17 protein-coding genes and 1 riboswitch are annotated in these 24,024 nt (G+C 63.9%); of the genes, 9 read left to right on the top strand and 8 right to left on the bottom strand.

Features of this window, described 5'->3' with window-relative positions; genetic code table 11:
- Nucleotides 1–211: 211 nt before the first annotated feature.
- Complete coding sequence (locus CLAM6_RS03965; RefSeq protein ID WP_082388128.1) at nt 212–1,417, bottom strand: AmpG family muropeptide MFS transporter; 1,206 nt, start codon at nt 1,415–1,417, stop codon at nt 212–214.
- Between the two features lie 254 nt (nt 1,418–1,671).
- On the opposite strand from CLAM6_RS03965, the gene rfaH reads away from it, so the two are divergent.
- Together rfaH and CLAM6_RS03975 are read left to right on the top strand one after the other, a co-directional pair.
- The gene (gene rfaH, locus CLAM6_RS03970) at nt 1,672–2,199 is read left to right on the top strand and encodes a transcription/translation regulatory transformer protein RfaH (RefSeq protein WP_054555061.1); all 528 of its coding nucleotides are present in this window, start codon (nt 1,672–1,674) and stop codon (nt 2,197–2,199) included.
- Between the two features lie 68 nt (nt 2,200–2,267).
- A complete protein-coding gene (locus tag CLAM6_RS03975) occupies nt 2,268–2,774 on the top strand; it encodes an FKBP-type peptidyl-prolyl cis-trans isomerase (protein WP_043332448.1) in 507 nt (168 codons plus the stop codon).
- A gap of 657 nt (nt 2,775–3,431) precedes the next feature.
- Here CLAM6_RS03975 and CLAM6_RS18080 read toward each other — a convergent pair.
- On the bottom strand, nt 3,432–3,878 hold the full coding sequence (locus CLAM6_RS18080) for a ComEA family DNA-binding protein (RefSeq protein WP_153635205.1): 447 nt from the start codon (nt 3,876–3,878) through the stop codon (nt 3,432–3,434).
- Nucleotides 3,879–4,172: 294 nt separating this feature from the next.
- Between CLAM6_RS18080 and pyrF the strand changes: the two genes are divergently transcribed.
- Nucleotides 4,173–4,874 carry an orotidine-5'-phosphate decarboxylase gene (gene pyrF / locus CLAM6_RS03985; protein ID WP_153635206.1) on the top strand — a complete coding sequence of 234 codons (702 nt, stop codon included), beginning with the start codon at nt 4,173–4,175 and terminating at the stop codon, nt 4,872–4,874.
- Nucleotides 4,875–4,994: 120 nt separating this feature from the next.
- On the opposite strand, the gene CLAM6_RS03990 is transcribed toward pyrF, so the two are convergent.
- Nucleotides 4,995–5,819, bottom strand: a complete 825-nt coding sequence (locus CLAM6_RS03990) for an SIMPL domain-containing protein (protein ID WP_153635207.1) — start codon at nt 5,817–5,819, stop codon at nt 4,995–4,997.
- A 166-nt stretch (nt 5,820–5,985) separates the two neighbouring features.
- On the opposite strand from CLAM6_RS03990, the gene CLAM6_RS03995 reads away from it, so the two are divergent.
- Nucleotides 5,986–6,834 (top strand): helical backbone metal receptor, encoded by an 849-nt coding sequence (locus CLAM6_RS03995; protein ID WP_153635208.1) that lies wholly within the window; start codon nt 5,986–5,988, stop codon nt 6,832–6,834.
- A gap of 69 nt (nt 6,835–6,903) precedes the next feature.
- Here the strand turns inward: CLAM6_RS03995 and cobO are convergent, their stop codons facing one another.
- The 5 genes from cobO to CLAM6_RS04020 form a co-directional block, all read right to left on the bottom strand.
- Nucleotides 6,904–7,503, bottom strand: coding sequence for a cob(I)yrinic acid a,c-diamide adenosyltransferase (cobO, locus tag CLAM6_RS04000; RefSeq protein WP_153635209.1), 600 nt, complete (start codon nt 7,501–7,503; stop codon nt 6,904–6,906).
- Between the two features lie 122 nt (nt 7,504–7,625).
- Nucleotides 7,626–9,491, bottom strand: coding sequence for a TonB-dependent receptor domain-containing protein (locus CLAM6_RS04005; RefSeq protein WP_153635210.1), 1,866 nt, complete (start codon nt 9,489–9,491; stop codon nt 7,626–7,628).
- A 131-nt stretch (nt 9,492–9,622) separates the two neighbouring features.
- Nucleotides 9,623–9,875, bottom strand: a riboswitch (cobalamin riboswitch).
- Nucleotides 9,876–10,126: 251 nt separating this feature from the next.
- Nucleotides 10,127–11,368 (bottom strand): NupC/NupG family nucleoside CNT transporter, encoded by a 1,242-nt coding sequence (locus tag CLAM6_RS04010; protein WP_043332439.1) that lies wholly within the window; start codon nt 11,366–11,368, stop codon nt 10,127–10,129.
- A gap of 250 nt (nt 11,369–11,618) precedes the next feature.
- The gene (locus CLAM6_RS04015) at nt 11,619–13,556 is read right to left on the bottom strand and encodes a cation:proton antiporter (RefSeq protein WP_082388126.1); all 1,938 of its coding nucleotides are present in this window, start codon (nt 13,554–13,556) and stop codon (nt 11,619–11,621) included.
- Between the two features lie 281 nt (nt 13,557–13,837).
- On the bottom strand, nt 13,838–17,083 hold the full coding sequence (locus tag CLAM6_RS04020; protein ID WP_153635211.1) for an FAD-binding and (Fe-S)-binding domain-containing protein: 3,246 nt from the start codon (nt 17,081–17,083) through the stop codon (nt 13,838–13,840).
- A gap of 358 nt (nt 17,084–17,441) precedes the next feature.
- Here CLAM6_RS04020 and CLAM6_RS04025 point away from each other — a divergent pair, with 358 nt between their 5' ends.
- The 5 genes from CLAM6_RS04025 (at nt 17,442) to CLAM6_RS04045 (ending at nt 23,944) form a co-directional block, all read left to right on the top strand.
- Complete coding sequence (locus tag CLAM6_RS04025) at nt 17,442–18,326, top strand: hypothetical protein (protein WP_131431404.1); 885 nt, start codon at nt 17,442–17,444, stop codon at nt 18,324–18,326.
- Nucleotides 18,327–18,592: 266 nt separating this feature from the next.
- Nucleotides 18,593–18,958, top strand: a complete 366-nt coding sequence (gene crcB / locus CLAM6_RS04030; protein WP_197738705.1) for a fluoride efflux transporter CrcB — start codon at nt 18,593–18,595, stop codon at nt 18,956–18,958.
- A gap of 131 nt (nt 18,959–19,089) precedes the next feature.
- The gene (gene serS, locus CLAM6_RS04035) at nt 19,090–20,367 is read left to right on the top strand and encodes a serine--tRNA ligase (RefSeq protein WP_043332430.1); all 1,278 of its coding nucleotides are present in this window, start codon (nt 19,090–19,092) and stop codon (nt 20,365–20,367) included.
- A gap of 248 nt (nt 20,368–20,615) precedes the next feature.
- Nucleotides 20,616–21,821, top strand: a complete 1,206-nt coding sequence (gene cobA, locus CLAM6_RS04040; RefSeq protein ID WP_347237571.1) for a uroporphyrinogen-III C-methyltransferase — start codon at nt 20,616–20,618, stop codon at nt 21,819–21,821.
- Between the two features lie 293 nt (nt 21,822–22,114).
- Nucleotides 22,115–23,944 carry an acyl-CoA dehydrogenase C-terminal domain-containing protein gene (locus CLAM6_RS04045; RefSeq protein WP_153635213.1) on the top strand — a complete coding sequence of 610 codons (1,830 nt, stop codon included), beginning with the start codon at nt 22,115–22,117 and terminating at the stop codon, nt 23,942–23,944.
- The last annotated feature ends 80 nt before the right edge of the window (nt 23,945–24,024 follow it).

A 24,024-nucleotide genomic window follows, 5' to 3' on the forward strand; every position in this document is an offset into this window, starting at 1 on the left:
GCTTGATGTCACCGCCTGGCGCCAGCTGGGCCTGCGGTGCAGCTTGTTATCTTTATGCACTATGCCGCATAAGCATCGTTTACCTGCTGTTACAGTGTCAACGACGCCGACTGACTTGCCTCATTCTTTCTTGCTGGGTTTCGTGGTGCTACCTGCTGTTTTCGGGCTCTCCTGCTGTTTTCGGACTGTCCAGGTTGCCTGCGCGGCGTTGTCACTCGCCCGACATGGCGGGTGACTTGTGTGGCGTGGCCAGCATCGCGCCCCAGTGGCGGAAGCGCAGCAACAGCAACAGGCCCGGTATGGCGGCCAGCGTGCAGATCCAGAAGAAGCTGTCCCAGCCGGCCGCATCGGCCAGATAGCCGGAGGGCGCGGCGATCACCACGCGCGGCAGGCCCATGATCGATGAGAGCATCGCGTACTGGCCGGCGGTGAAGCGCTTGTCGGTCAGCGCGCCCATGAAGGCGATGAAGGCGGCGCTGCCCATGCCGGCCGCCAGGTTCTCGAAGGCGACCACCGCCGCGAGCCACGCCAGCGAATCACCGACGTGATGCAGCCAGACGAAGCCGGCAGTCGATACCATCTGCAGGATGCCGAACCACCAGAGCGCCCGATAGATGCCGATGCGCATGATCATCAGGCCGCCGAAGAAGGTGCCGGCCAGCAATGGCCACAGGCCGAACAGCTTGACGGTCGCACCGATCTGGGAGTTGCTGAAGCCGATGTCCTTGTAGAAGGGCGTGGTCAGATTGCCCGCCACGGAATCGCCCAGCTTGTAGAGCAGGATGAACAGCAGCAGCCAGATGGCACCATCGCGCTTCATGAAGTGGCGGATGGGGTCCCACAGGATCTCATGCAGATGATGGGCGCGCGGCGCGGCCTGTGCTTCGGGCTCCGGTGCCAGCAGGGTCACCAGCATGCAGGCGCCCAGGGTCGCGGCCATGATCAGGTAGGTCACGCGGAAGCCGATCATGTCGGCCAGCACCAGGCCACCGGCCGAGGCCATCAGCATGCCGATGCGGTAGCCATAGACATAGAAGCTGGAGCCCAGCCCCAGCTCGTTGTCCGGCAGATGCTCGCGCCGATAGGCGTCGATCACGATGTCCTGGGTGGCGCTGAAGAAGCTGACCGCCAGCGCGATGGCGCCCATGGTAAGCGGCGACATGTGCGGGTCCTGCAAGGCAAGCAGCGCGATCAGTGCGGTCAGGGCCAGCTGGGCGATCATCAGCCAGCCACGGCGCCGGCCGAGCACCGGCGGCATGATGCGGTCCAGCAATGGCGCCCACAGAAACTTGAGGGTGTAGGGCAGGCCGACCAGCGCGAGCAGGCCCACGGCGTCCAGTGAGACACCGGCATCCGTCATCCAGGCCTGCAGCACGCTACCGGTCAGCAGCAGTGGCAGCCCGGAGGCGAAGCCCATCAGGAACGTGATACCATGACGGCCAACGAGTAAGCGTAAATCCTTTGAAGTCAAAGCCTTGCCTGTCCATGCAGAGGGTGTGGCCGCGCGTGTCACACGCACGGTGAGCGGCTATCTGCCGCTTGCGTCATTCATGGCCGGATTGTCGCACTGCCTGAGGGCAAGAGCCATGCATTGTCCTGCCGGTCAGCCGACAGGCATGATGCAGGTTCGAGACACGCATGAGTGGGGCAGGTAGGCAATGAGAGGTCATCATGAGTGAAGCCCGAGAAGCTGCCAAGGCGCATTGGTATCTGATCCAGTGCAAGGGCGGGGAATCCTTCCGTGCGGCGGAGAACCTCACCAATCAGGGATTTCACGTCTTCCACCCCCTGTTGGAGGTGGAAAAGAAGCGCGGCGGCAAGCTGCGTTGGGTCGAAGAGCCGCTCTTCCCCTATTACCTGTTCATACGCCTTGATCAGATGGATGACAACTGGCGGCCGATTCGCTCGACCCGTGGCGTGCTCAAGCTGGTCAGCTTCGGCAACACGCCGACGGCGGTGCCGACGCCTCTGGTGGAAGCCCTGATCGCCAGCGGCGAGCAACGCCAGGAGCAACCGTCGGAGAATGTCTATTTCCGGGCCGGCGAGCAGGTCGAGATCATCGATGGCCCCTTGAGTTCGCTCAGTGGCGTCTTCGAGAGCGCGAAGGGCGATGAGCGCGTCATCGTGCTGCTCAATCTGATCAATCAGCAACAGCGTGTCGAGCTGTCCAGTCGTCAGCTGCGGCGTAGCGAAAGCTGAGCTGCCGACCTGTCTCACCCGACTTGATCCGCGAGACCGCATTGCACCTTTCTTCTGGAGTGGTTCCCATGGCGATTACTTCCCAGCAGGTCGTCAGCCTGCATTACACCCTGCGCACCGCTGATGGCACTGTGCTGGATAGCTCCCTTGAGCGTGAGCCGATGGATTACCTGCATGGCCACGACAATATTCTGGCAGCGCTCGAGAGCGCGCTTGAGGGCTGCGATGTCGGCGACCGCAAGGTCGTCAATCTGACGCCAGCCGAAGGCTTCGGTGAGCGGGATGAAGGCCTGGTGCAGTACTTCGGGCGTGATGCCTTCGGCCCGGGCGAGATCAACGCCGGCATGCGCTTTCAGGCCCGCACCCCGGAAGGCCAGCGGTCGGTCACGGTGCTGGAAGTCGGTGAACAGCAGGTCAAGGTCGACGCCAATCATCCGCTGGCAGGTCAGGCGCTGAGCTGGGAAGTCGAGGTGCTGGAAGTGCGCGATGCCACGCGTGCCGAACTCTCGGCCGGTCATCCGCTCGGTCTCGATGTCAGCCATACCGAGATCGAAGACAAGAAGGTGCGTCGCTGAGGTAGGCATTGCGGATGGGGGCGACGCTCAAGCTCCTCGTTGCAGCCCCTCTTCAACACAGACAGCCCCGCTGCCGGAATCCTCGGCAGCGGGGCTGTCTGTTGTTGGGGCCTATAGCGATGGAGAAAATTGATATGGATCAGTCGTCTGCGCGCCAGCCGCACGGATCGAGCCGTGAAACCTTCAGGACTTGATGCAGATCAGATTCGCGCGGGGCGTGGAGGGGTAGAGTGTCCTTGTCGAGGCCGCAGCAGGCCGACACAGGCGGAAGAGTTATCGATGTCAGAGCTATCGATGTCAGAGCTATTGATATCAGAAGCAGAGGTGTCAGCTGCCGACAGAGGCTGACATTCAGGGAGCCCCTTGGGGAAGGGGCAGGCCAGGATGGCCGCTGTCAGAATCGGGCTTTTTTGCAGGTGCCGATTCGCCGTCAGGGGAGGGGGAAACCCCGCTAGCCGACCTTCGGGTCGGCTTTTTTGGTTGTGGGGTCCAGAGGGGGAATGGCTAGCATCGCGTTTGCATGACGCTGGCTTGCCTGCGGGTTGCTTGAAAGGTGTTGCCCATTCGTGCCAGTTCTTGCCAGTTCTCTGGGAGGAAGAGAGTCGATGGACAGGCAACCCCGCAACTGGCACGAGGTTGCCTGCCCGGCGAGACGGCTCAACTATTGTTGCTGGCAGTCTTGAGGCTCTCGACTTCCTTGTGGGAGTCGACGGCCTTCCCGGTGGTGGTCTTGTCGATGCTCTGACTTTTCTTGACAGCCTGGCTCTTCTGGATAGCTTCGTCTTGCTTGACCGACGGGCTCTTCGTGTTGATGGCCGAGGTCGTCTTGCCCGGTTTGCCCGGCTCGCCCAGCGTCAATGTCGTGTTCATGCGCTTGAGCGTATTGGGGCCGATTCCCTTGATTTCGGTCAACTGTGCCACGTCGGTGAAGGGCCCGTTCGCCTTGCGCCATTCGATGATGGCCTGGGCCTTCTTGCCACCGATGCCCTTGAGCTCGGTCAGTTGTGCGGCAGTGGCGGTGTTGATGTTCATGTCTGCGGCCTGGCTGGTCGGTGACAGTACCAGCAGGCTGGTCACGAGAAGTGTTCCTAGCAGGGTTTTCATGGTCGCTTCCTATGCTCACATCAGGGCGGTCGATTGGAAGTGCGCGGGGCGACCACCCGAGGCCCTGCGCGAGAAATACTCTGGCTCAGGTATTAGATTTGTAGTCATTTAGATTTAAACGATTTCTCATCCTTGCGCGGCTTTCGGCGCTCAACGCAAGAAAGCACTACGAGCGTTAGCCTGCTGATTCGATTCGTCTTTCCCTGGGCATACAACGACAGAGCCGAGCGCTATAATGTTGCCCCGAGCCCATGACCTCCTGTCATTGCGCCTGCCACATCGCCTGGAGCCCGGATGCCTGCCACGACTTCCCCCCTGATCATCGCCCTCGACTACCCGGACATGAGTGCTGCGCTTGCCATGGCAGACCAGCTGGATCCTGCGCGCTGTCGCGTCAAGGTAGGCAAGGAGCTGTTCACGCGTGTGGGTCCCGAGATTCTCAAGGCATTGCATCAACGCGGCTTCGAGGTCTTTCTCGATCTCAAATTCCACGACATCCCCAACACCACCGCCCAGGCCGTGCTGGCGGCAGCGGAGCACGGCGTGTGGATGACCAATGTCCACGCCTCAGGTGGTGCGCGCATGATGCAGGCCGCCGCAGAAGCCCTTTCGACTCGCGGCCTCGATACCCAGCTGATCGCCGTGACGGTGCTGACCAGCATGGAACAGGCCGATCTGGCCGGTATCGGGCTGGATGTCACGCCGCTTGCGCAGGTCGAGCGGCTGGCGGCTCTCGCCCAGCAGAGCGGCATGCACGGTGTGGTGTGCTCCGCACGTGAGACCCCGAGCCTCAAGGCGCTGTGTGGCCCTGAGTTCCTGAAGGTGACGCCGGGTATTCGCCCGAGCTTCGCGCAGGCCGGTGATCAGCGGCGCACCATGACGCCCGGTGAAGCCATGGCAGCCGGTAGCACCCATCTGGTGATCGGGCGTCCTGTTACCCAGGCGGAGGATCCGCTGGCGGCGCTGGCGCTGATCGAGCAGGAGCTGGGCGCCTGATCGGCTGATTGTCTGCCTCATGGGTAAAAAAAGACGCCAGTCGCAGACTCTGCGACTGGCGTCTTTTTCATGGCAGTGATCACTGCTGCTGATCACTCGCTCACGTTTTGCGCGACTGCCTCAATCGGCAGACTTGATATGCCAGCTGACCTGAACGCTGCTCTCGAGGCTCAGCTCGCCGGGGCGGTATTCGCTGCCGCTGCTCTTGGCCTCTGCCATGTCGGCACGCATTGCCATCATCTGCGGGCGCGGGCTGTGTGAGGACTCATTGATCGACTGCACGCTGCCCAGGGTCGCGCCGAGGGTCTCGGCCATCAGTTGTGCCTTGTGACGTGCCTTGCTCAAGGCTTCCTGCAATACCTTGTCTTCCAGGGCATCCCGTTCACTGATCTGATACTGCACACCGGCCAGTTGGTTGACGCCAGCGCCCAGCAGCAGGTCGATGACTTCCGGTACCTTGTCCAGGTCATCGAGAGAGAGGCTGATCGGGCGTTCGAGGTGCGTACGGCGCCATTGCTGGGGCTGCTGCTGACCATTGTTGCGCTCGTAGTACTGCTCAGGGCGCAGGTTGAGGCTACCGGCGCTGATCTGACGGCTGTCGATGCCCGCTTTCTCCAGTGCCTGAATCAGGGTCGTTATGCGTGATTCCAGTGACTCGCGTGCCTTGCGAGCCGCCTGGCCCTCGGCCTTGCTGTCCGGAGCCTTGTCATCCACCTTGCGCGCGGGCGTCTTCTCCCACAGGCGTGCCTGGATGGTTGCCTTGTCGGGTGCCGCCTCCAGGCTGGCGCTGGCGCTGACATGCACCAGAGCCGGTGCGGGCGTCTGGTCGGCGCGGGCCATGTGCGTGGCGCCGGCGGTGCAGAGCGCCAGGCCGCATAGCATGGCGGTACGACGCAGGCGCTGGGCGAGGGGGGCGGGGCCTCTGGTGGCGTGGTTCATCAGCATGGGAATTCCCTTGTATAAAGTGGCAACATTGTTGCCTGGCGCTTGGTGAGGGGCATGAATGCGGGCGCGATAGGCTTGAAAGTATCAGCAATGAGGGCGATGCGTGAAGGTACACGAGAGACTGCGCTGGATACGTTGCGCTGCACAGGCAGTGTCGGTGCTCGTCATGTCATCACTGATGGCGCTGCCTGCCCTGGCCGCAGAGCGTGATGTGATCGATGATGCAGGCGACGTCGTGGCACTGTCACAGCCGGCGCAGCGGGTGGTCACGCTGGCCCCGCACGCGGCCGAGCTGGTGGCGGCGGCGGGAGGCTTGCCGGCCTTGATCGGCGTGAGTCAGGGCAGTGATTTCCCCCCTGCGGTCAGCGAGCTGCCGCGCCTGGCCAGCTATCACGGGCCCAACCTGGAGGCACTACTCAGTGCGCGGCCTGACCTGATCGTGGCATGGGGCAGTGGGCTTTCCGATGAGATGCATGCGCGTTTGACAACGTTGGGGATGCCCGTCTTCGTCAGCGAGCCCGCCACACTCGACGACGTGCTGTCCAATATCGCTCGGCTTGGCGCCTTGCTGGGCACCCGCGATATCGCGGATACGCGTGTGGCGGCGCTCGCAGCGCGCATCGAGCAGTTGGAGCGCTCCCGCGACAGCGCCCCCTTGCCGGTCTTCTTCCAGCTGGGGGAGAGCCCGATGACGACATTGGGTGGTAATCACCTGGTCAATGAGCTGATTCGGCGCTGCGGCGGTGAGCCGCTGCTGACGGACTCACCCGCCGTGGTGCCGCAGATCAACCGGGAAGCCTTGTGGCTGGCCAGGCCGCGCCTGATTCTGCATCCGGTCGCGAAGGGGCCGGCGCGCGAGGAGTGGATTGCCGCCTGGCGTGCAGATGAGGGGCCACTTTCCGAGGTGGCACTGGCGGGTCTGACTCCTGACCTGATCAGTCGTCCCGGCCCGCGCAGTGTCGAGGCGATGGCAGAGGTCTGCGCTGCCATCGCGAAGGTGCAGGCGCCGGACTGAGGGCGTCAGAGTAGGCGCGTCGAACTGAGGGCGAGGGCGGTGGAGTCAGGGCGGCTTCGAGCAGCACGCTCAGAAATCGATGCCGCGCCGCGCCTTGAGGCCATGATTGAAGCCGTGGCGAATCTCGGTCATCTCGGTGACGGTATCGGCACAGGCGACGATTTCACGATTGGCATTGCGCCCGGTGATGATGACGGTCTGCTCCGCAGGGCGATTCTCGAGTGCTGTCATCACCTCCTCCAGCGGCAGATAGCCGAACTTGACCATGTAGGTCAGCTCGTCGAGCACCACAAGATAGACGCTGTCATCGCGCATCAGGCGCTGCGCTTGCTGCCACACGGCCTGACAGGCGGCGGTATCGGCCTCACGATTCTGGGTGTCCCAGGTGAAGCCGGTGGTCATGGCATGCACTTCGAGATTGGCATCCTCGGCGAGCCGTTCGCGCTCGCCGCATTCCCACAGCCCCTTGATGAACTGGATGACACCGACCTTGTAGCCATAGCCCAGCGCGCGGGTGATGGTGCCCCAGGCGGCGGTCGTCTTGCCCTTGCCATTGCCGGTGAACACCAGCAGCTGGCCGCGCTCCTCATTGGCCTGCGCCACCTTGTCATCGACATGTGACTTGAGCTTTTCCATCGCGGCCTTGTGGCGGGTATTGCGGTCCGTCATGCGTATGCTCCGTGAGTCAAAGGCACAGCACCGTCCCGGGGGCGGTGCTGTGATCGGTGCTGTGGTATGTGTGGCTGGTTGTCGCCCGAGGCTCTTCAAAAGAGGCACCCTCGGGAAAGCCGTCAGAAGAAGAAGGTGACACCGCCTTCCACATAACGGCCCTGGGTGTTGTAGCCATTGACCAGTTGGTATTCGCGATCGAAGACGTTATCCAGCTTGGCGCTCAACTTGACGTTCGGCATCACCTGCCAGCTGGTGCGCAGATCGACTACGCCATAGCCGGCAGTGCGCGTGTCGGTGTAGGTGTCTGCGTCAGTATCGCTGCGGCTGGCGCTGCCACGCAGCGTGGCACCGAAGCTCCAGTCGTCGAGTGCGTAATCGGCGTCCAGACGCGCAAAGCGCTGGGCGCGGCGCTTCAATTTCTCACCGGTATCGCGGTCCTCCGGGTCCTGCCAGGTCATGGCAAGGTTCACGCTCAGAGCCTCGCCTTGCCAGCCACTGCTCAGCTCGACGCCACGGATGCGCGAGCGATCGATATTGATCGGTGAGAAGTCGACTCCTTCGTAGCTGATCAGATTGTCGATATCGGTCTGGAAGGCATTGAGGCCCAGATGCCAGTGGTGTCGCTGCAGGCGCCAGAATAGCTCGGCCGTGGTGGAGGTCTCGGCATCGAGGTCCGGATTGCCGGAGCCATACGGGTTGTAGAGGTCGATCAGGTTCGGTGCCTTGAATGCGCTGGAATAGCTGGCACCGAGCTGTTGCGCGGCCGTCAGGTCATAGGCGTAGCTGGAGCCGCCCGTCATCTGATGGCCATAACGATTGTCGTCGTCATAACGCAGGCTGGTCGTGACGTGGTGACGCTGTTGCTGAAGATGCCAGCTGCCGTAGACGCCGGTGGCATAGCGGCTATCGACGCTGTAGCCCTCGGCATCCAGGCTTTCCTCGCGATGGTCCACCCCCAGACTGAGCGTGCCGAGGTCGGTGTAGAAGTCGTGGCGCAGGCCGACCTCGTTGCGAGTACTGGCGACACGCCCGGCATCGCTGCCGGCTTGGGTGTTCTCGTACTCATCCCGCGTGCGCGCCACGCTGACCGTCATGTCCCAGTTCGGGTTCAGGTGCGTCAGCAGGCTGGCATCCAATACCATCTGGCTGCCTTCGCCGTGGCAGTCTTCCGAGGCACTGGAGCTGCTGTCGTAGCAGTCGTCATAGTCGTAATCGGTCTCGGTGTTGGCGACGCCGAGGCTGAGCGTGGCCTGCTGACCGAAGTCGTGGCCAAGGCGTAGTTCGGCGCCCGTGGCCTCGTAGCCATCATCTTCACTGCCGGTATCGCGGGCCGAGAAGCCATCGCTCTCATCATGATGGAGATTGGCCGATAGGCGTGTGTCGTCTTCCACCGAGCTGAACTGGGCGTTCTGGCGGAAGGTGCCGTCGCTGCCGGCACGCAGGGTGACTTCTGCATGCTGACCGACTTCGCTGGCGCCACGCGTGATCAGGTTGATCACACCGCCGATGGCATCGGCGCCGTAGACGCTGGCGCGCGGGCCACGCACGATCTCGACACGCTCGACGGCGGCGAGTGGCAAAAATTCGAAACGCGCCAGGCCATCGGCACTGTTGGCGACGCGCTGACCATTGACCAGAATCAAGGTGTGGTCGGACTCGGTACCGCGCATGAAGAGGCTGGTCTGGCTGCCCATCGGGCCGCTGCGGGCGACCTCGATGCCATTGCGTGATTGCAGCAGATCGACCAGCGAATTGGCCTGCAGGCGATCGATCTCGTCACGCGTTATGACGTCGGTGCTCGCCAGCACATCATTCTGCAGCTGCGGAATGCGATTGGCGGTGACCTGGACGGTGTCCAGGTCCTCGGATGAATCGGTGGTCAGCGCATCAGCAGCGACGGCGGGCGGGGTCAGCAGCAGCAGGCTACCGACGAGGGTGAAGCTGGCCTGCGCAGATGCGCGACCACGAGTGTTGTTGTGTTTCATGAATGATCCTCAAGCGTCAGACGCAATGAGGAGGACAGCGTGACAGGGTGTGCGAGCACACGTCCCCCGCGCGCGCCCTGATCAAGCAGGCCATCGCGGGAGACTTGCCACTGGTGAGGCCCTCCGCATCAACCAGTGTGGAAGCGAGGGCCGGTCTCCGGACTGACGCCTGGTGGACTCCAATGGCAGGAGTCTCACCCCCTCATGCGCCTTCCCACCTCCTTCCCTTGGGGGAGGCCTGAATGACAGGACCTCCCGGAGGCAGTGGCTGGCCGTGTCGATCTTGTCGATCGTGGTCGACCTGCATGAGCGTTGCGATCACCGTTGCGGGGGCAGTACGGGGTTTTCACCCGTTTCCCGAACACCCTGGCTTCAACGTGAACCATTGTCTGGGGCGGGGGGGAGGGAGTCAATCGGCAAACCGGCGTTGCGCTGGCTGCCACCCAAGGCCGCTCAGGTGCGGTCATTCAGGGGGAGAAGTCAGAGGACAAGTCTTCGGTTGTGCCGGATACGACAACGCCCGCACGGGGCGGGCGTTGTCGAGATGACGGTCTGGCCAGATGGCGGTGTCTGCTCCATGGAAGCTCGTGCTACAGAAGCCAGCTCTCTGGAGACTGGCTCACAAGCGAGCGTCTCTAGAGAGACAGGAACAGACCGGCGAGACTCGCTGACATCAGGTTGGAGAGCGTGCCGGCGAGAATCGCCTTCATGCCCATCTGCGCGATATCACCGCGACGGTTCGGTGCCATCAGCCCCAGGCCCCCCATCAGGATGGCGACGGAGGACAGGTTGGCGAAGCCGCACAGTGCGAAGATGATGATGGCTTCAGAGTGCTCGGACAGCTTGATCTGATGACTCGCGAGATCGGCGAAGGCGACGAACTCGTTGAGCACCAGCTTCTGACCGATGAAGCTACCCGCCTGGATGGCTTCGTGCCACGGCACGCCGATGACCCAGGCCACCGGGGCGAAGGCATAGCCCAGCAGCAGCTGCAGCGTGATGTCTTCATAGCCGAACAGGCCGCTGACCCAGCCGACGATGATGTTGCCCAATGCGATCAACGCGATGAAGGCCAGCAGCATGCCGCCGACATTGATCGCCAGCTGCACGCCAGAGGCCGCGCCGGAGGCGGCGGCATCGATGACGTTGGTCGGGCGATCAATGTCCTTGCCCAGCGCTTCTTCGACGCTCTGGGTCTTGGTCTCGGTCTCCGGGATCAGCATCTTGGCCATCAGCAGGCCACCCGGCGCCGCCATGAAGGAGGCTGCCAGCAGGTACTTGAGGTCGATGCCCAGCGAGGCATAGCCCACCAGTACGGAACCGGCCACCGAGGCCAGGCCACCGGTCATCACGGCGAACAGCTCCGAGCGGGTCATGCCGGCGATGAACGGGCGCACGACCAGCGGGGCTTCGGTCTGGCCGACGAAGATGTTGGCGGCCGCGGACAGGGACTCCGGACGGCTGGTGCCGAGCACCTTCGACAGGCCGCCGCCGAGCACGCTGATCACGACGTTCATCACGCGCAGGTGATAGAGCACCGCGATCAGTGACGAGAAGAACACGATGATCGGCAGTACGCGCAGCGCGAACACGAAGCCGCCGCCGCCGAAGACTTCGAACATCTTGTCGCTGACCAGGCCGCCGAACAGGAAGTCCATGCCGACGTTGGCACTGGACATTACGGCCTGTACACCTTCGCTGAGCCCAAGCAGCATGCTCTTGCCGGCAGGCACGTAGAGCACGAAGATGCCCAGCATCGCCTGGATGGCAAAGGCACCCAGTACGGTGCGCAGGCTGATGGCGCGTCGGTTTTCAGAGAGAAGGAAGGCAATCCCCAGCAGGGCGAAGACGCCCACCAGGCCCATGACGATCTGCATCAAGCAGCTCCTGAATGCGTAGGTGTTACGTTGAGGACAAGGCAATAGCGCTGGCCACAGGACGGTATGGCCAAAACTGGCGCGTACTCTACCAGTATTTTTGCCCTCTGTCGGAGTCTGCCACTAACGTTTGACGCATTTTTTGTGAATCGCGCGAGGCGTGCCTGCGTCAATACGCACGAGGCCCGCCATGGGCGAGCCTCGTGCCTTCCGTCGTGATGTTCCGATGTGATGCTGAGTCTGCCCGCTGTCAGGTGCCGGCACCCGGCAGTCGACTGGCCGGCAGGGGGCCTGACCCCGAACCCGGCGGCGTCTGTGATGACTTGCTGCCCGCGCCCTTGTCGGCCTGGGGAGCTTCGGCCTTGTCGGTCCTGGGCTGGGAAGACTTGTTCAGCTCCGGCGAGTCGGCATGGATCAGGCTGATCAGCGTCTCGCCGGCCTTGGGCTCCAGCGCCACGGCCGTGTTGGCGATCCGGATGCGGCCCTGACTGCTGATGCAGAACAGCGGCAGCAGGCGCTCTTCATGAATCTTGCGGTAATCCTCGAGGCTGAAGCTCTCGGTGATGCGCGCACGCCGGAACTGCGCGCCCTGAGAGAGCAGGCTCGCTAGCTTGGCATAGGTGATCTTGCCATCGAACAGCAGCGGCAGATGCCCCAGCGCCTGGTCCTGCTGGCGCTTGGCGTTCTTGCCGTTGTCCTCGGCGAGCCGGAAGACACGCCCATGACCCAGGATGTGCTCGAAGTGCAGCGCGGCCAGGCTATTGAGTTCGCGATAGGGCGACAGCGGCATCAGGTGGCCGATGCCGGTCAGCTCGAGATGCTGGGCGGCATGTTCAGACAGCGGATTGCCGTAGTAGACCGGCAGGCCCGCCATGCGCGCTTCCTGCACGGCGTCCCAGTTGGTATCGGTCAGGCGCACCGAGAAGCCGGCATCGACCAGTTCACGGGCGACCTGGCGCGACACCGAGTTGGCGCCCAGGATCAGGAACCCCGAGGGCGGCGGTTCGCCGACGCCCAGCACCTTGACGATGGGACGCGACAGCAGACTCTGGACCACCACGGTGCCAATGATGACCAGGAAGGTCATCGGCACCAGCATCTCGGCGCCTTCGATGCCCTGGGACTCGAGCTTGAGGGCAAACAGCGAGGCGACTGCTGCCGCGACGATGCCACGCGGTGAAAGCCAGGCCAGCAGGGCCTTCTCGCGCAGCGTCAGCCCGCTGCCCAGGGTGCACAGCCAGACCGTCAGAGGACGTGCGACCCACATCAACACCGCCAGGAAGATCCACGCCGGCCACGACAGCAGGGACAGCTGCTCGACGGTCAGGCGCCCCGCCAGCAGCAGGAACAGTCCCGAGATCAGCAGAACCGTCAGGGTCTCCTTGAACTCGATGATCTGCTGGGTCGGCACGCCGCGCATGTTGGCCAGCCACACGCCCATCACGGTGACGGTCAGCAGGCCGGATTCATGGAACAGGGTATTGGAGATGGCGAACAGCCCCAGCATCACCATCAGGGTGCCGAAGTTGTGCAGCTTCTGCGGCAGCCAGAAATGACGCAGCACCAGCCCCCAGCACCAGCCACCCAGTGCCCCCATGCCGAGCCCGAGGCCCACCGTCTGGGCGAACAGCAACAGGGTGTGCGAGGCCGCATTGCCGGTCATGCCGAGCGCGACGTACTCATAGACCAGTACCGCCAGCAGCGCGCCGACCGGGTCGATCATGATGCCTTCCCAACGCAGGATCTGGGTCAGGTTGCCGCGCGCGCGCAGCGTCTGCAGCAATGGCATCACCACCGTCGGACCTGTCACCACCAGCAGGGCGCCGAGCACGGCGGCCATCTCCCAGCGCATGTCGAGCAGATAGTGGGCGGCCACGGTGCCGATCACGCCGGTGATCACCACGCCGGTGGTGACCAGCCGCCTGACGATATGGCCATGGCCGCGCAGGTCCTTGAAGTCCAGCGTCAGGCTGCCCTCGAACAGGATGACCGCCACCGCCAGCGAGACCAGCGGGAACAAGAGATCGCCGAGCAGCTCATCCGGCTTCAGCCAGCCCGTGACGGGGCCGGCGAGGATGCCGACGATCAACAGCGGCAGGATGGCGGGCAGACGCATGCGCCAGGCCAGCCACTGGCAGCCGAGGGCCATCAGACCGATCAGGGTCAGGGCCAGAGCAGGTTCGGTCATCGGGTGTCTTCCTTGGAGTCAGCGAAAATGAGCGGTGCCACTGTTGCGGTCACCGCTCATCGTTTCGTTGTGTCTCAGCCGTCTGTCAGTGGCCCTTGCCCCTGCTGGTCTGTACAGGCTTGAAGCAGGGGGCAGGCGCCACTCAGCTGCCGCGCGGCAGGCCGAAAGGGCGCAGCCTAGCGATTGATTCCGTGGTATGCAACGTCGCGTTGCCTTATCGCGCTCTCCTCATTTCCTTTCTCTGTCGTGCCCACGTGATGGCGTCGGACAGATGCGATCACTCATTGGGCGCGACGCAGCAGCGGCAGCAATGCCTGCAGCGGATGCGGCAACTGGCTGCCGGAGAAACGCTTGCTCTGACTGCGGCACGAATAGCCACTGGCGACCAGCTTGCCCTGATTGGCGTCGTCTTCGACCACGGCCTTCCACGACAGGTCATAGATGGCACGCGAGGTCTCGAGATTGCGCGCTTCGTGGCCGTAGGTACCGGACATGCCGCAGCAGCCGGTGGCGATGGTCTCGAGCTTGAGGCCGAAGGCGGAGTAGACCTGCTGCCAGGCCTTGGCCGAGCCCGGGGCATTGGTACTCTCGGTACAGTGGCTCAGAAGCTTCATGCCCGGGTCCATCTTGCCCAGTACCGTCTTGGTGACGCCGACCGGCAGCAGCTTGCGCAGGCTGATCAGCCATTCCTGCAGCAGCAGGACATCGGGCACCGCGTCCGGGCCGAGGGTCTTCACGTACTCCTGACGATAGGTCAGGGTCATCGCCGGGTCGATGCCGACCAGCGGCACGCCGAAGTCGGCGATCGCCTTGAGGCGCTCGGCCTGGGCACGCGCGGTACGCTGGAAGGCGCCGGTGAAGCCCTGCACCTGCAGCGGCTTGCCGTTGGGGGCAAAGGGCGCGACGAAGACATGGATGTCGAGTCGCGACAGCAGCTCGATGATGTCGATCACCAGCTGGGCCTCGAAGTGACTGGTGAAGGCGTCCTGCACCAGGATCACGCTTCTGGCCTTCTGGGATTCGGTCAGACGGCCCAGCTGGGTCGGCGTCGCCTCGGACACGCCCCAGCTCTTGAGCTGTCTGCGCAGGCTGGCGCGTGACAGGCGCGGCGCATCGACCATGCCGATCGGGCCTTCCAGCAAGCGACTGACCAGCTTGTTGGTCAATAGGCCGTTATAGAGCGGTGTGACGCGCTCGGCCCACGGCAGCACGAATTCGAGGCTGCCGATCAGGTAATCGCGCAGCGGACGCTGATAACGATGGTGATAGACCTCAAGGAAGCGGCTGCGGAAATCGGGCACGTTGACCTTGATCGGGCACTGGCCCGCGCAGGACTTGCACGCCAGGCAACCGGACATGGCGTCGTAGACCTGCTGGTCGAAGTTGGCGTCAGATTGACCCTCAGCCTGCGAGGTGCTACCACGCCGCGCCTTGAGCGAGGCGCTGAGGCGCGCCGGCAGACGCGCCAGCCACATGCCGGTGCCCTTGAGGCCCGGGGTGCGCGCGGCCTGGGCCTCGGCGATCACGTCGCGTCCGGCGTTGCCTTCCAGGCGCAGCCACTCACGCATCAGGCTGGCACGTCCCTTGGGCGAGTGGATGCGCTGGCGGGTCGCCTTCCACGATGGGCACATGGCGTCGTTGGGGTCGTAGTTGTAGCAGGCGCCATTGCCGTTGCAGTAGACGGCGCTGGCGTATTCCTGCCACACGCGCTCATCGATCTGACGGTCGAGATCGCCGCGCATGGTCACGTCATCGATACGCATCAAGCGGGGGTCGAAGGCCTCGACGGCGCTGTCAGCGTGATCACGCTTGTCGCTTTCGCTGCTCCCTTCGCTGCTCCCTTCGCTGGCGCCAGCGTCACGCGTGCCAGCGTCGTCGACCAGCGCCACTGACAGGCGCGGGGAGGCGATCTTGCCCGGATTGAGCTGGTTGTGCGGGTCAAAGGCCGCCTTCACGTCCTGCAGCGCGCCGTAGAGGCTGCCGAAGAAGCGTGGCGAGTACTCGGAGCGCACGCCCTTGCCGTGCTCGCCCCACAGCAGGCCACCGTACTTGTGGGTGAGGGCGGCGACCTCATCGGAGATCTCGCGGATCATCGCCTGCTGGGCGGGGTCCTTCATGTCCAGCGCCGGGCGCACGTGCAGCACGCCGGCATCGACATGCCCGAACATGCCATAGCGCAGGCCACGGGCATCCAGCGCGGCGCGGAATTCGGCGATGTAATCGGCCAGATGCTCCGGCGGGACGGCGGTGTCCTCGACGAAGGGCAGCGGGCGGGCTTCGCCGTCGACATTGCCCAGCAGGCCCACCGAGCGCTTGCGCATGCCATAGACACGACCGATCTGCGCGCGACCACGTGCTTCGGTGAAGCCGAGACGCTCGACGCTGGTATCGCTGGCCAGGTGCTCGCTGAAGGCGCGGACCTTGGCATCCAGCACCTCTTCGCTGTCGGCATTGAATTCGATCAGGTTGATGCCGCCGATGGCCGGGGTGCCTTCGGCGCTGGCCGGGAAGAATTCCTCGACGCTATCCCACACGAAGTCCTGCATGGCGAGGTTGAGCACGGTGTCATCCACCGTCTCGATGGAGGTCGGGCGATTGCCCTCGACCGCCATCAGTGCCTTGGCGTCGCGCAGTGCGTCCATGAAGCTTGCGTAGCGCAGGTTGATCAGCGTCGAGCAGGGCGCGATGGGCAGCGCATTCAGCTCGGCCTCGACCACGAAGCCCAGCGTGCCCTCGGCGCCGCACAGCAGGCTGTTGAGGTTGAAACTCCCATCGGCCTCGCGCAGGTGGGCGAGGTCGTAGCCGGTCAGGCAGCGGTTGAGCGGCGGGAAGATGTCGGCGATTTCCTCGGCGCGCTCATCGGCGATCGCGCGTGCGGTGCGGTAGACCTCACCGACGCGGTCATCACGTGCGCACAGTGTCTCGAGCTCGGCATCATCGATGGCATGGCTCGACAGTCGTGTCCCGTCGAGCAGGACGCTGTCGAGCGCCAGCACGTGGTCACGCGTCTTGCCGTATTCGCAGCTGCCCTGGCCGGAGGCATCGGTATTGATCATGCCGCCAATGGTGGCGCGGTTGGAGGTCGAGAGCTCCGGGGCGAAGAACAGGCCATGCGGCTTGAGCGCGGCATTCAGCTGGTCCTTCACCACACCGGCCTCGACGCGCACGCGACGGTTCTCGACATCGATCTCGAGAATGCGGTTCATGTGCCGCGAGACATCCACCAGCACGCCGTCATTGAGCGACTGGCCATTGGTGCCGGTACCGCCGCCGCGTGGCGCCAGGGTGACGCCCGAAAAGCGTGGCTCGTGGGAGAGGCGCGCGATGCGCTGGACATCCTCGGCATGGCGCGGGTAGACCACGGCCTGAGGCAGCACCTGATAGAGCGAGTTGTCGGTCGACAACACGGTGCGGTTGGCGTAGTCCGGACTGATGTCACCGGCAAAGCCTGCATCTCGCAGGGCGGCCAGGAAGTCCAGATAGAGGGAATCGACGGGGGCGGGCATATCCAGCAGGCGTTCGGTCATGATCTCGCTCGGGAAGTGAGTCGCGTCAGGCAGGCATCCAGGGCCAATGGGCCTAAGCTTACCTGAGCTGGGCGTGTGGCCCCAGCCCAGCGCGGCATTGCGTCACTCGCGAGACGGGAATTCAGGTGAAAGGAGTGAGGAATGACTACGCTGTGAGGAGTCATCAAATCAAGGCGTGTGCGCCCGAATGCAAGCAACAAGGGGGATGATGTGCACATGCTGCGAGCGATTGTCAGGCGTCAGTCGCCGCTTCAGTGGTACCGTCAGCCATCGCAAGGCAGGCCGTTATGGCGTATCCCCTCCGTTTCTTCCCTCGAAGCTGTCTTCCCTCTTCCGCTGAGTCATCAGGAGTTAGCTCATGGCATCGTCCACCTATTCCTCGACCTCCACCTGTCATCGCGAGTCTCGCCAGCCGCCCACGCGATTGGGAGTGCTGGGGGTGGGGGAGTTGGCGGAGTCATTGCTGGTCGCGTTGGCGCGCGGTTGTCAGCGCGAAGGCCGCTCGCGGCATGATCTGGAATTTCACCTCTCGCCGCGCAACGACGTGCGCAGTCACCGTCTGGGCTGGCGTTTCGGTGCCATCCGCCACGTAAGCAATGTCGCGGTGTGTGAATCGAGCCTGTGCCTGCTGGTCGGGGTGCGACCAGAGCAGCTCGAGGCACTGGCAAGTGAACTGCGTGAAAGCCACGCACTGAGCAAGGATCATCACCTGATGGTGCTGGCGGCCGGGGTGCCACTGCAGCAGCTGCAGCGCTGGTTCGCGCCGGCGCGAGTGGTGCGGGTGATGACGGGGCTGGCAGTCTGTGAAGGGCAGAGCGCCCTCACGCTCTATCCGGAAGACCCGCTGACGCGCGACCTGCTCGGGCCGGCGGTCCGGCAGATCATCGCCTTCGATGATGAAGCGGCCTTCGAGGCCAGCATGCTGGCGGTCTGCGTGAATGCCTGGCAGATGGCGCAACAGCAGGCGTTGCTCGACTGGTTCCAGACGGTGCCCGGCATGAGCGGCCCTCAGGCGCGCCTGTTGCTGATGGCGCAGTTGCGCGATGCGCTGGCCTTGATGGAAGCCCACCCCGATACCCCGCCCGGCGAGCTTGCCTCGCGTATCGGCACCCCCGGCACCTGGACGGCACGCGGTCTGGAGCAGCTGGGGGGCAAGGAGGGCGCACACCGCCAATGGCAGCATGTGCTGGAGCAACTGCGCGCGGAGATCGAGCAGGGCAGTGCGTCCCCCGGCAGTGAATGAGACGCTTTGCCGCCTGATGCCTTCCGCTCTCAGCCACCCTCAGACACCCGCGATGCCCGTTGGTCAGGAGGCGCATCGCGGGTGTCGTGCTTTGTTCAACCTGCCTTTCGTGAGTCGTGGATTCCCCGTGGCTGGCGATTTTCCTACAATGGGGCGCTAGGCGGCACCCTCGGGTGCCAGAGTGGCTGGCGGCCGATCCATGGCGTTGCCCAGCACTCACTCGCATTGAATCGAGCACGGGGCATACAAGGCACATGGGAACCTGGTTGGCAGTAGCAGCGGGCGGCGCCATCGGGGCGCTGGGACGGTATCTTGTCAGTGGCTGGATCGTCGGCGCCGCCGGGCGCGGTTTCCCGTGGGGGACCCTCGGCGTCAATCTGATCGGCAGCTGCCTGATGGGGTTCCTGTTCATCTGGGTGACCCAGGAGCTCAAGCTGGCCCCCGTCTGGCAGGCGATCATGGTGGCCGGCTTCACCGGCGCCTTCACCACCTTTTCCACCTTTGCCCTCGAGGCGCTCAATCTGATGATGAGCGGACGCATGCTGGCGGGGCTGGTCTATGTCGCCGTCAGTGTGGTGGCGTGTCTGGGCATGGTCGCGCTGGGCATGAAGATCGCACGCGTCCTGCTGTGATTCTCGCGCCCGGGCGCGCCCTCCTGTCGCCTGGGCGGCTGCGAAGCAGGGCATGGCTGAGGTAGACTAGTGCGCATAACCTTTCCGCGCCGCGATGCGGCCTGAGTGATCCGACGAGAGAGCCTTCCCACATGCTGGACCCGAAACTTCTGCGCGCTGATCTTGAAGCGACTGCCGAGCGCCTCGCACGTCGTGGCTATCAGCTGGATACCGAAGCCTTTGCCGCGCTGGAAGCGCGCCGCCGTGACCTGCAGGTCGAGACGGAATCCCTGCAGAACGAGCGCAACACCCGCTCCAAGTCCATCGGTAATGCCAAGGCACGCGGCGAAGACATCGCGCCGCTGCTGGCAGAAGTCAGTGATCTGGGCGAGCGTCTCGACGCCGCCAAGTCCGAGCTCAATGAGCTGCAGGCCAAGGCCGACGCCATGGCGGCCAGCCTGCCGAACCTGCCGGACGCCGAAGTGCCGGAAGGCGCTGACGAAAGCGATAACGTCGAGCTGCACCGCTGGGGCACGCCGCGTGAATTCGATTTCGACGTGCGCGACCACGTCGACCTTGGTGAGCTCAAGGGCCAGCTGGACTTCGAACTGGCGGTCAAGATCACCGGTTCACGCTTCGCCGTGATGCATGGCTCCATCGCGCGTCTGCATCGTGCGCTGGTGCAGTTCATGCTCGACAAGCAGACGCTGGAGCATGGCTACGAAGAATATTACGTACCCTATATCGTCAACCGCGATTCCCTGATGGGTACCAGCCAGCTGCCCAAGTTCGAGGAAGACCTGTTCAAGCTCAACGACGATCGTGACTTCTTCCTGATCCCGACCGCCGAAGTGCCGCTGACCAACATGGTGCGTGACGAGATCATCGACGCCGGCAGTCTGCCGCTCAAGTTCACCGCCCATACCCCGTGCTTCCGCAGTGAAGCCGGTGCCTATGGCCGTGATACCCGCGGCATGATTCGCCAGCACCAGTTCGACAAGGTCGAGATGGTGCAGGTCGTCGCGGCGGAGAAGAGCGACGAAGCCCTCGAAGAGATGCGCGGCCACGCCGAAGCCATCCTGCAGGCGCTGGAACTGCCGTACCGTGCCGTGACCCTGTGCACCGGCGACATGGGCTTTGCCGCCGCCAAGACCTATGACCTGGAAGTCTGGCTGCCGAGCCAGGCGACCTACCGCGAGATCTCCTCCATCTCCAACTGCCGTGACTTCCAGGCGCGCCGCATGCAGGCGCGTGTGCGTGTCGAAGGCCAGAAGAAGCCGCAGCTGGTGCATACCCTGAATGGGTCCGGTCTGGCCGTGGGCCGCTGCCTGGTCGCCGTGCTGGAAAACCATCAGAACGCCGATGGCTCCATCACTGTGCCGCAGGCGCTGCGTGGCTACATGGGCGGAGTGGAAACCATCAACGTCTGAGGTGCGTGAATCGCCGTAGTGGATTCGCGTAGTCAAGGCCCCCGCTTTCCCATGGAAGCGGGGGCCTTCGTTTATCGCGAAGACAGAGGCCTTGCCCGATCGCACCACTCGTTATTCCCTCTGCGCGACTACAACGTAGCGCCAGGGTTGTTATTCTTATTGGTTATTTTAGAGAGTGGTTCTTATGCTCTAAAATGCGACCCATCGAAGGCTGCTCCCCAGCCTCGCCGCGTTTGTGGATGTGCCCCATGGAATTTCTCAATCTCTCCTGTGATCCCTCACGACTCCAGCTGTGCCTGATCGGTGGCGGCCAGGAGGCTGTCGCGCTGGCCGAGCGTTTCGCCGGCCTCGGTGCAGACCTGTGTGTCTACGGCGATGCCCGCATGCCGATGCTGGAGACCCTGTGTGGGCGTGAAGGTTGGGAGGTTGCCGATACCCTGTTGCCCGTGCCGGCCCCCGGCCAGCTATGGCTGGTCGCCACCGGCAGCGAAGGGCGCGATCGCGGCATCCTGCGTCATGCGCGCGAGCAGCACGTGATGGTGTTCGCGCCGAGCCACCCCCGGGACTCCAGCGTGCGTCTGCCGCCACGCCTGGTGGCCGGCGAGGCGGTGTTGCCCGTGAAGGAGGAGGACCGCTTCACGGGCACGCAGGGCCAGGTGGCGTTGGTCAGCGCGGGGCCGGGTGATCCGGAGCTGCTGACGCTCAAGGCGCTGCGCCATCTGCAGCAGGCCGATGTCATCATTCATGATCGCCTAGTCAGTCACGAGATTCTGGCGCTGGCCAATCCGGAGGCACGTCGCCTGTATGTAGGCAAGGCGCGTAGCGATCACAGCGTGCCCCAGGAAGGCATCAATCAGGCACTGGTGGATTACGCGCGCGCCGGGCATCGCGTGGTGCGCTTGAAGGGTGGTGACGCCTTCATCTTCGGGCGCGGCGGGGAAGAGCTCGAGACCTTGGCCGGCGCCAGCATCAGCTTCGAGGTCGTGCCGGGCATCACGGCGGCTTCCGGTTGCGCGGCTTACGCGGGTATCCCGCTGACCCATCGCGACCACGCCCAGTCGGTACGCTTCGTCACCGGCCACTTGAAGGATGGCAGCTGTGACCTGGATTGGGAGGCGTTGGCGCGTCCGGCCCAGACGCTGGTCTTCTATATGGGGCTCGGCAGCCTGGGTCTGATCTGCGAGAAGTTGATCGCCAATGGTCTGGCGGCGTCCACGCCGATCGCGCTGGTCGAGCAGGGCACCACCGCGCGTCAGCGTGTGCATGTGGCAACGCTGGCCGACATGCCGGCGCAGATCGCCGGTCAGGGCCTCAAGCCGCCGACGCTGATCATCGTCGGGGATGTGGTCAAGCTGCACGATTCGCTCAAGTGGTTCTCGCCGAATGCCAACAGCAGCCTGGGGTGGGAAGATGGCAAGCACCCGACGCCGCTGGCCAATGTGGTATCGGTCTAGAGCGACCGTAGCGAAAGCGCTGAAAGCAGCGACATGAGCAGTGACAAGACGCCGCCTCGGTAACCCCGGGGCGGCGTCTTGCGTTGTCGGACTGGTTATCGCGGGCCTGATCATCGTGCTGGCGCATGGCTGGGTGGCTCTTGGGCCAAGGTCGAGATGACGTGGCATCTGATTGCGCCTATTGTTTCAAGCAATCGTTTGAATCCTGCTGAGCGAAGCCCGTCGTTCATCACGGGGTGAGAGGCAAGTCTTTCGCGAAAGCCCTTAGCACATGAGTCAGTGAGGACAGTGATATGGCCAAGTATCAGGCGCCACTCAAGGATGCACGCTTCATTCTCGACGAGGTGTTCGCCGCCGAGCAGGAATGGGCGGGCATGGCGGCCACCGAAGAGGTGAATGTCGAGCTGGCCGAGGCGATTCTCGAGGAAGGTGCGCGCGTGACCCAGGCCGAGCTGCTGCCGCTCAACCTGAGTGGTGACGCCGAGGGAGCGCGTTTCGAGAATGGCCACGTCACGACACCCAAGGGCTTCAAGGAGGCCTATCGGGTGCTCGCCGAAGGCGGCTGGATGGGGCTGGGCGGCAACCCTGAATACGGTGGTCAGGGCATGCCCAAGATGCTCACCGTGGCGTTTGAAGAGATGCTGTACGCCACCAATACCAGCTTCGCGCTCTATCCGGCGCTGAATGCCGGTGCCTGTCTGGCGGTGGACAGTCACGCGCAGGAGTCCGTCAAGCAGGTGTTTCTGCCGCGCATGTATGCCGGCGACTGGCTGGGGACCATGTGTCTGACCGAACCGCATTGTGGCACGGATCTTGGCCTGATCCGCACCCGTGCCGAACCCATCGAGGGCGATGACCCGCTGCTGGGGCTACCGCGCTATCGCCTCACCGGCACCAAGATCTGGATCACCGGCGGTGAGCACGACATGGTCGACAACATCGTGCATCTGGTGCTCGCCAAGCTGCCGGATGCGCCGCCGGGCACGCGTGGCATCTCGCTGTTTCTGGTCTCCAAGCACCTGCTTGATGCCGATGGCCAGCTGGCGACACCGAATGCGGTCAGCTGTGGCTCCATCGAACACAAGATGGGCATCAAGGGCAGCGCGACCTGCGTGATGAACTTCGACGGTGCCGAAGGCGTGCTGATCGGCGAGCCGCATCAGGGGCTGGCGGCGATGTTCACCATGATGAACTACGAGCGTCTCTCCATCGGTCTGCAGGGGCTGGGGTTGGGCGAGGTGGCCTATCAGAGCGCGATGGACTTCGCCGCCGAGCGTCTGCAGAGCCGGGCACCGACAGGCGCCAAGGCGCCTGGCAAGCCGGCCGACCCGATTCTGGTGCATCCTGACGTGCGCCGCATGGCGCTTGAGGTGCGCGTCTGGAACGAGACCGGGCGCGCCTTTGCCGTCTTCGTGGGCCAGCAGCTGGACCGCGTCAAATATCACGCCGATGACGCGGTGAAGGCCGACGCGGATGCGCTGGTGCAATTCATGACGCCGATCGCCAAGGCGCTGCTGACCGACCGTGGTTTCGATGCCACCGTCATGGCGCAGCAGCTCTATGGTGGCAATGGCTACTGCGTGGAGTGGGGCGCCGAGCAGTACGTGCGCGATGCACGCATCGCGATGATCTACGAAGGCACCAACGGCATTCAGGCGATGGATCTGGTCGGGCGCAAGCTCTACCGCAACCGTGGCGCCCATGTGGCGAGCTTTGCCGCCCTGGTGCGAGCCGAGCTTGAGCGTCAGGCCGATGACGCCCAGACCCGCCCGTTCGCCGAGGCCTGCAAGACGGAGCTTGCGCGCCTGGAGCGAGTGTCGGAACAGTTGCTGGCCCGCGCCGATGACAACCCGGAAGAGCTGGGCGCAGCGGCCTGTGACTATCTCTACCTGGCAGGGCTGTGTGTCTACAGCTATCTGTGGCTGCGCATGGCGCGTGCTGCGGCGCGTGGACTGGCGCAAGCAGGTGTCAGCGGTGAGGGCTTCTATCGCCGCAAGCTGGCACTCGGGGAGTACTTCGTGGCACGCGTGCTGCCGCGCGCCGTCGCCATTGAGGCCCAGATCAGCGCTGGCGCCGCGCCATTGATGGCCTTCAGCCTCGAGGATTTCGCGCCGGAGCAATGACGCAAGCCACAAGGCACCGTGACCGTCAGTAGAGTCCAATGAAAAGCCCAGCGACCGTGTCAGGTCGCTGGGCTTTTTTG

It is taken from the genome of Cobetia sp. AM6, assembly GCF_009617955.1.
Taxonomy (GTDB): domain Bacteria; phylum Pseudomonadota; class Gammaproteobacteria; order Pseudomonadales; family Halomonadaceae; genus Cobetia; species Cobetia amphilecti.

Coding starts and splice junctions, on each gene's coding strand:
- CLAM6_RS03965 (WP_082388128.1), bottom strand. CDS start 1,417: ATGGGCTTCGCCTCCGGGCTGCCACTGCTGCTGACCGGTAGCGTGCTG.
- rfaH (WP_054555061.1), top strand. CDS start 1,672: ATGAGTGAAGCCCGAGAAGCTGCCAAGGCGCATTGGTATCTGATCCAG.
- CLAM6_RS03975 (WP_043332448.1), top strand. CDS start 2,268: ATGGCGATTACTTCCCAGCAGGTCGTCAGCCTGCATTACACCCTGCGC.
- CLAM6_RS18080 (WP_153635205.1), bottom strand. CDS start 3,878: ATGAAAACCCTGCTAGGAACACTTCTCGTGACCAGCCTGCTGGTACTG.
- pyrF (WP_153635206.1), top strand. CDS start 4,173: ATGCCTGCCACGACTTCCCCCCTGATCATCGCCCTCGACTACCCGGAC.
- CLAM6_RS03990 (WP_153635207.1), bottom strand. CDS start 5,819: ATGCTGATGAACCACGCCACCAGAGGCCCCGCCCCCCTCGCCCAGCGC.
- CLAM6_RS03995 (WP_153635208.1), top strand. CDS start 5,986: ATGTCATCACTGATGGCGCTGCCTGCCCTGGCCGCAGAGCGTGATGTG.
- cobO (WP_153635209.1), bottom strand. CDS start 7,503: ATGACGGACCGCAATACCCGCCACAAGGCCGCGATGGAAAAGCTCAAG.
- CLAM6_RS04005 (WP_153635210.1), bottom strand. CDS start 9,491: ATGAAACACAACAACACTCGTGGTCGCGCATCTGCGCAGGCCAGCTTC.
- CLAM6_RS04010 (WP_043332439.1), bottom strand. CDS start 11,368: ATGCAGATCGTCATGGGCCTGGTGGGCGTCTTCGCCCTGCTGGGGATT.
- CLAM6_RS04015 (WP_082388126.1), bottom strand. CDS start 13,556: ATGACCGAACCTGCTCTGGCCCTGACCCTGATCGGTCTGATGGCCCTC.
- CLAM6_RS04020 (WP_153635211.1), bottom strand. CDS start 17,083: ATGACCGAACGCCTGCTGGATATGCCCGCCCCCGTCGATTCCCTCTAT.
- CLAM6_RS04025 (WP_131431404.1), top strand. CDS start 17,442: ATGGCATCGTCCACCTATTCCTCGACCTCCACCTGTCATCGCGAGTCT.
- serS (WP_043332430.1), top strand. CDS start 19,090: ATGCTGGACCCGAAACTTCTGCGCGCTGATCTTGAAGCGACTGCCGAG.
- cobA (WP_347237571.1), top strand. CDS start 20,616: ATGGAATTTCTCAATCTCTCCTGTGATCCCTCACGACTCCAGCTGTGC.
- CLAM6_RS04045 (WP_153635213.1), top strand. CDS start 22,115: ATGGCCAAGTATCAGGCGCCACTCAAGGATGCACGCTTCATTCTCGAC.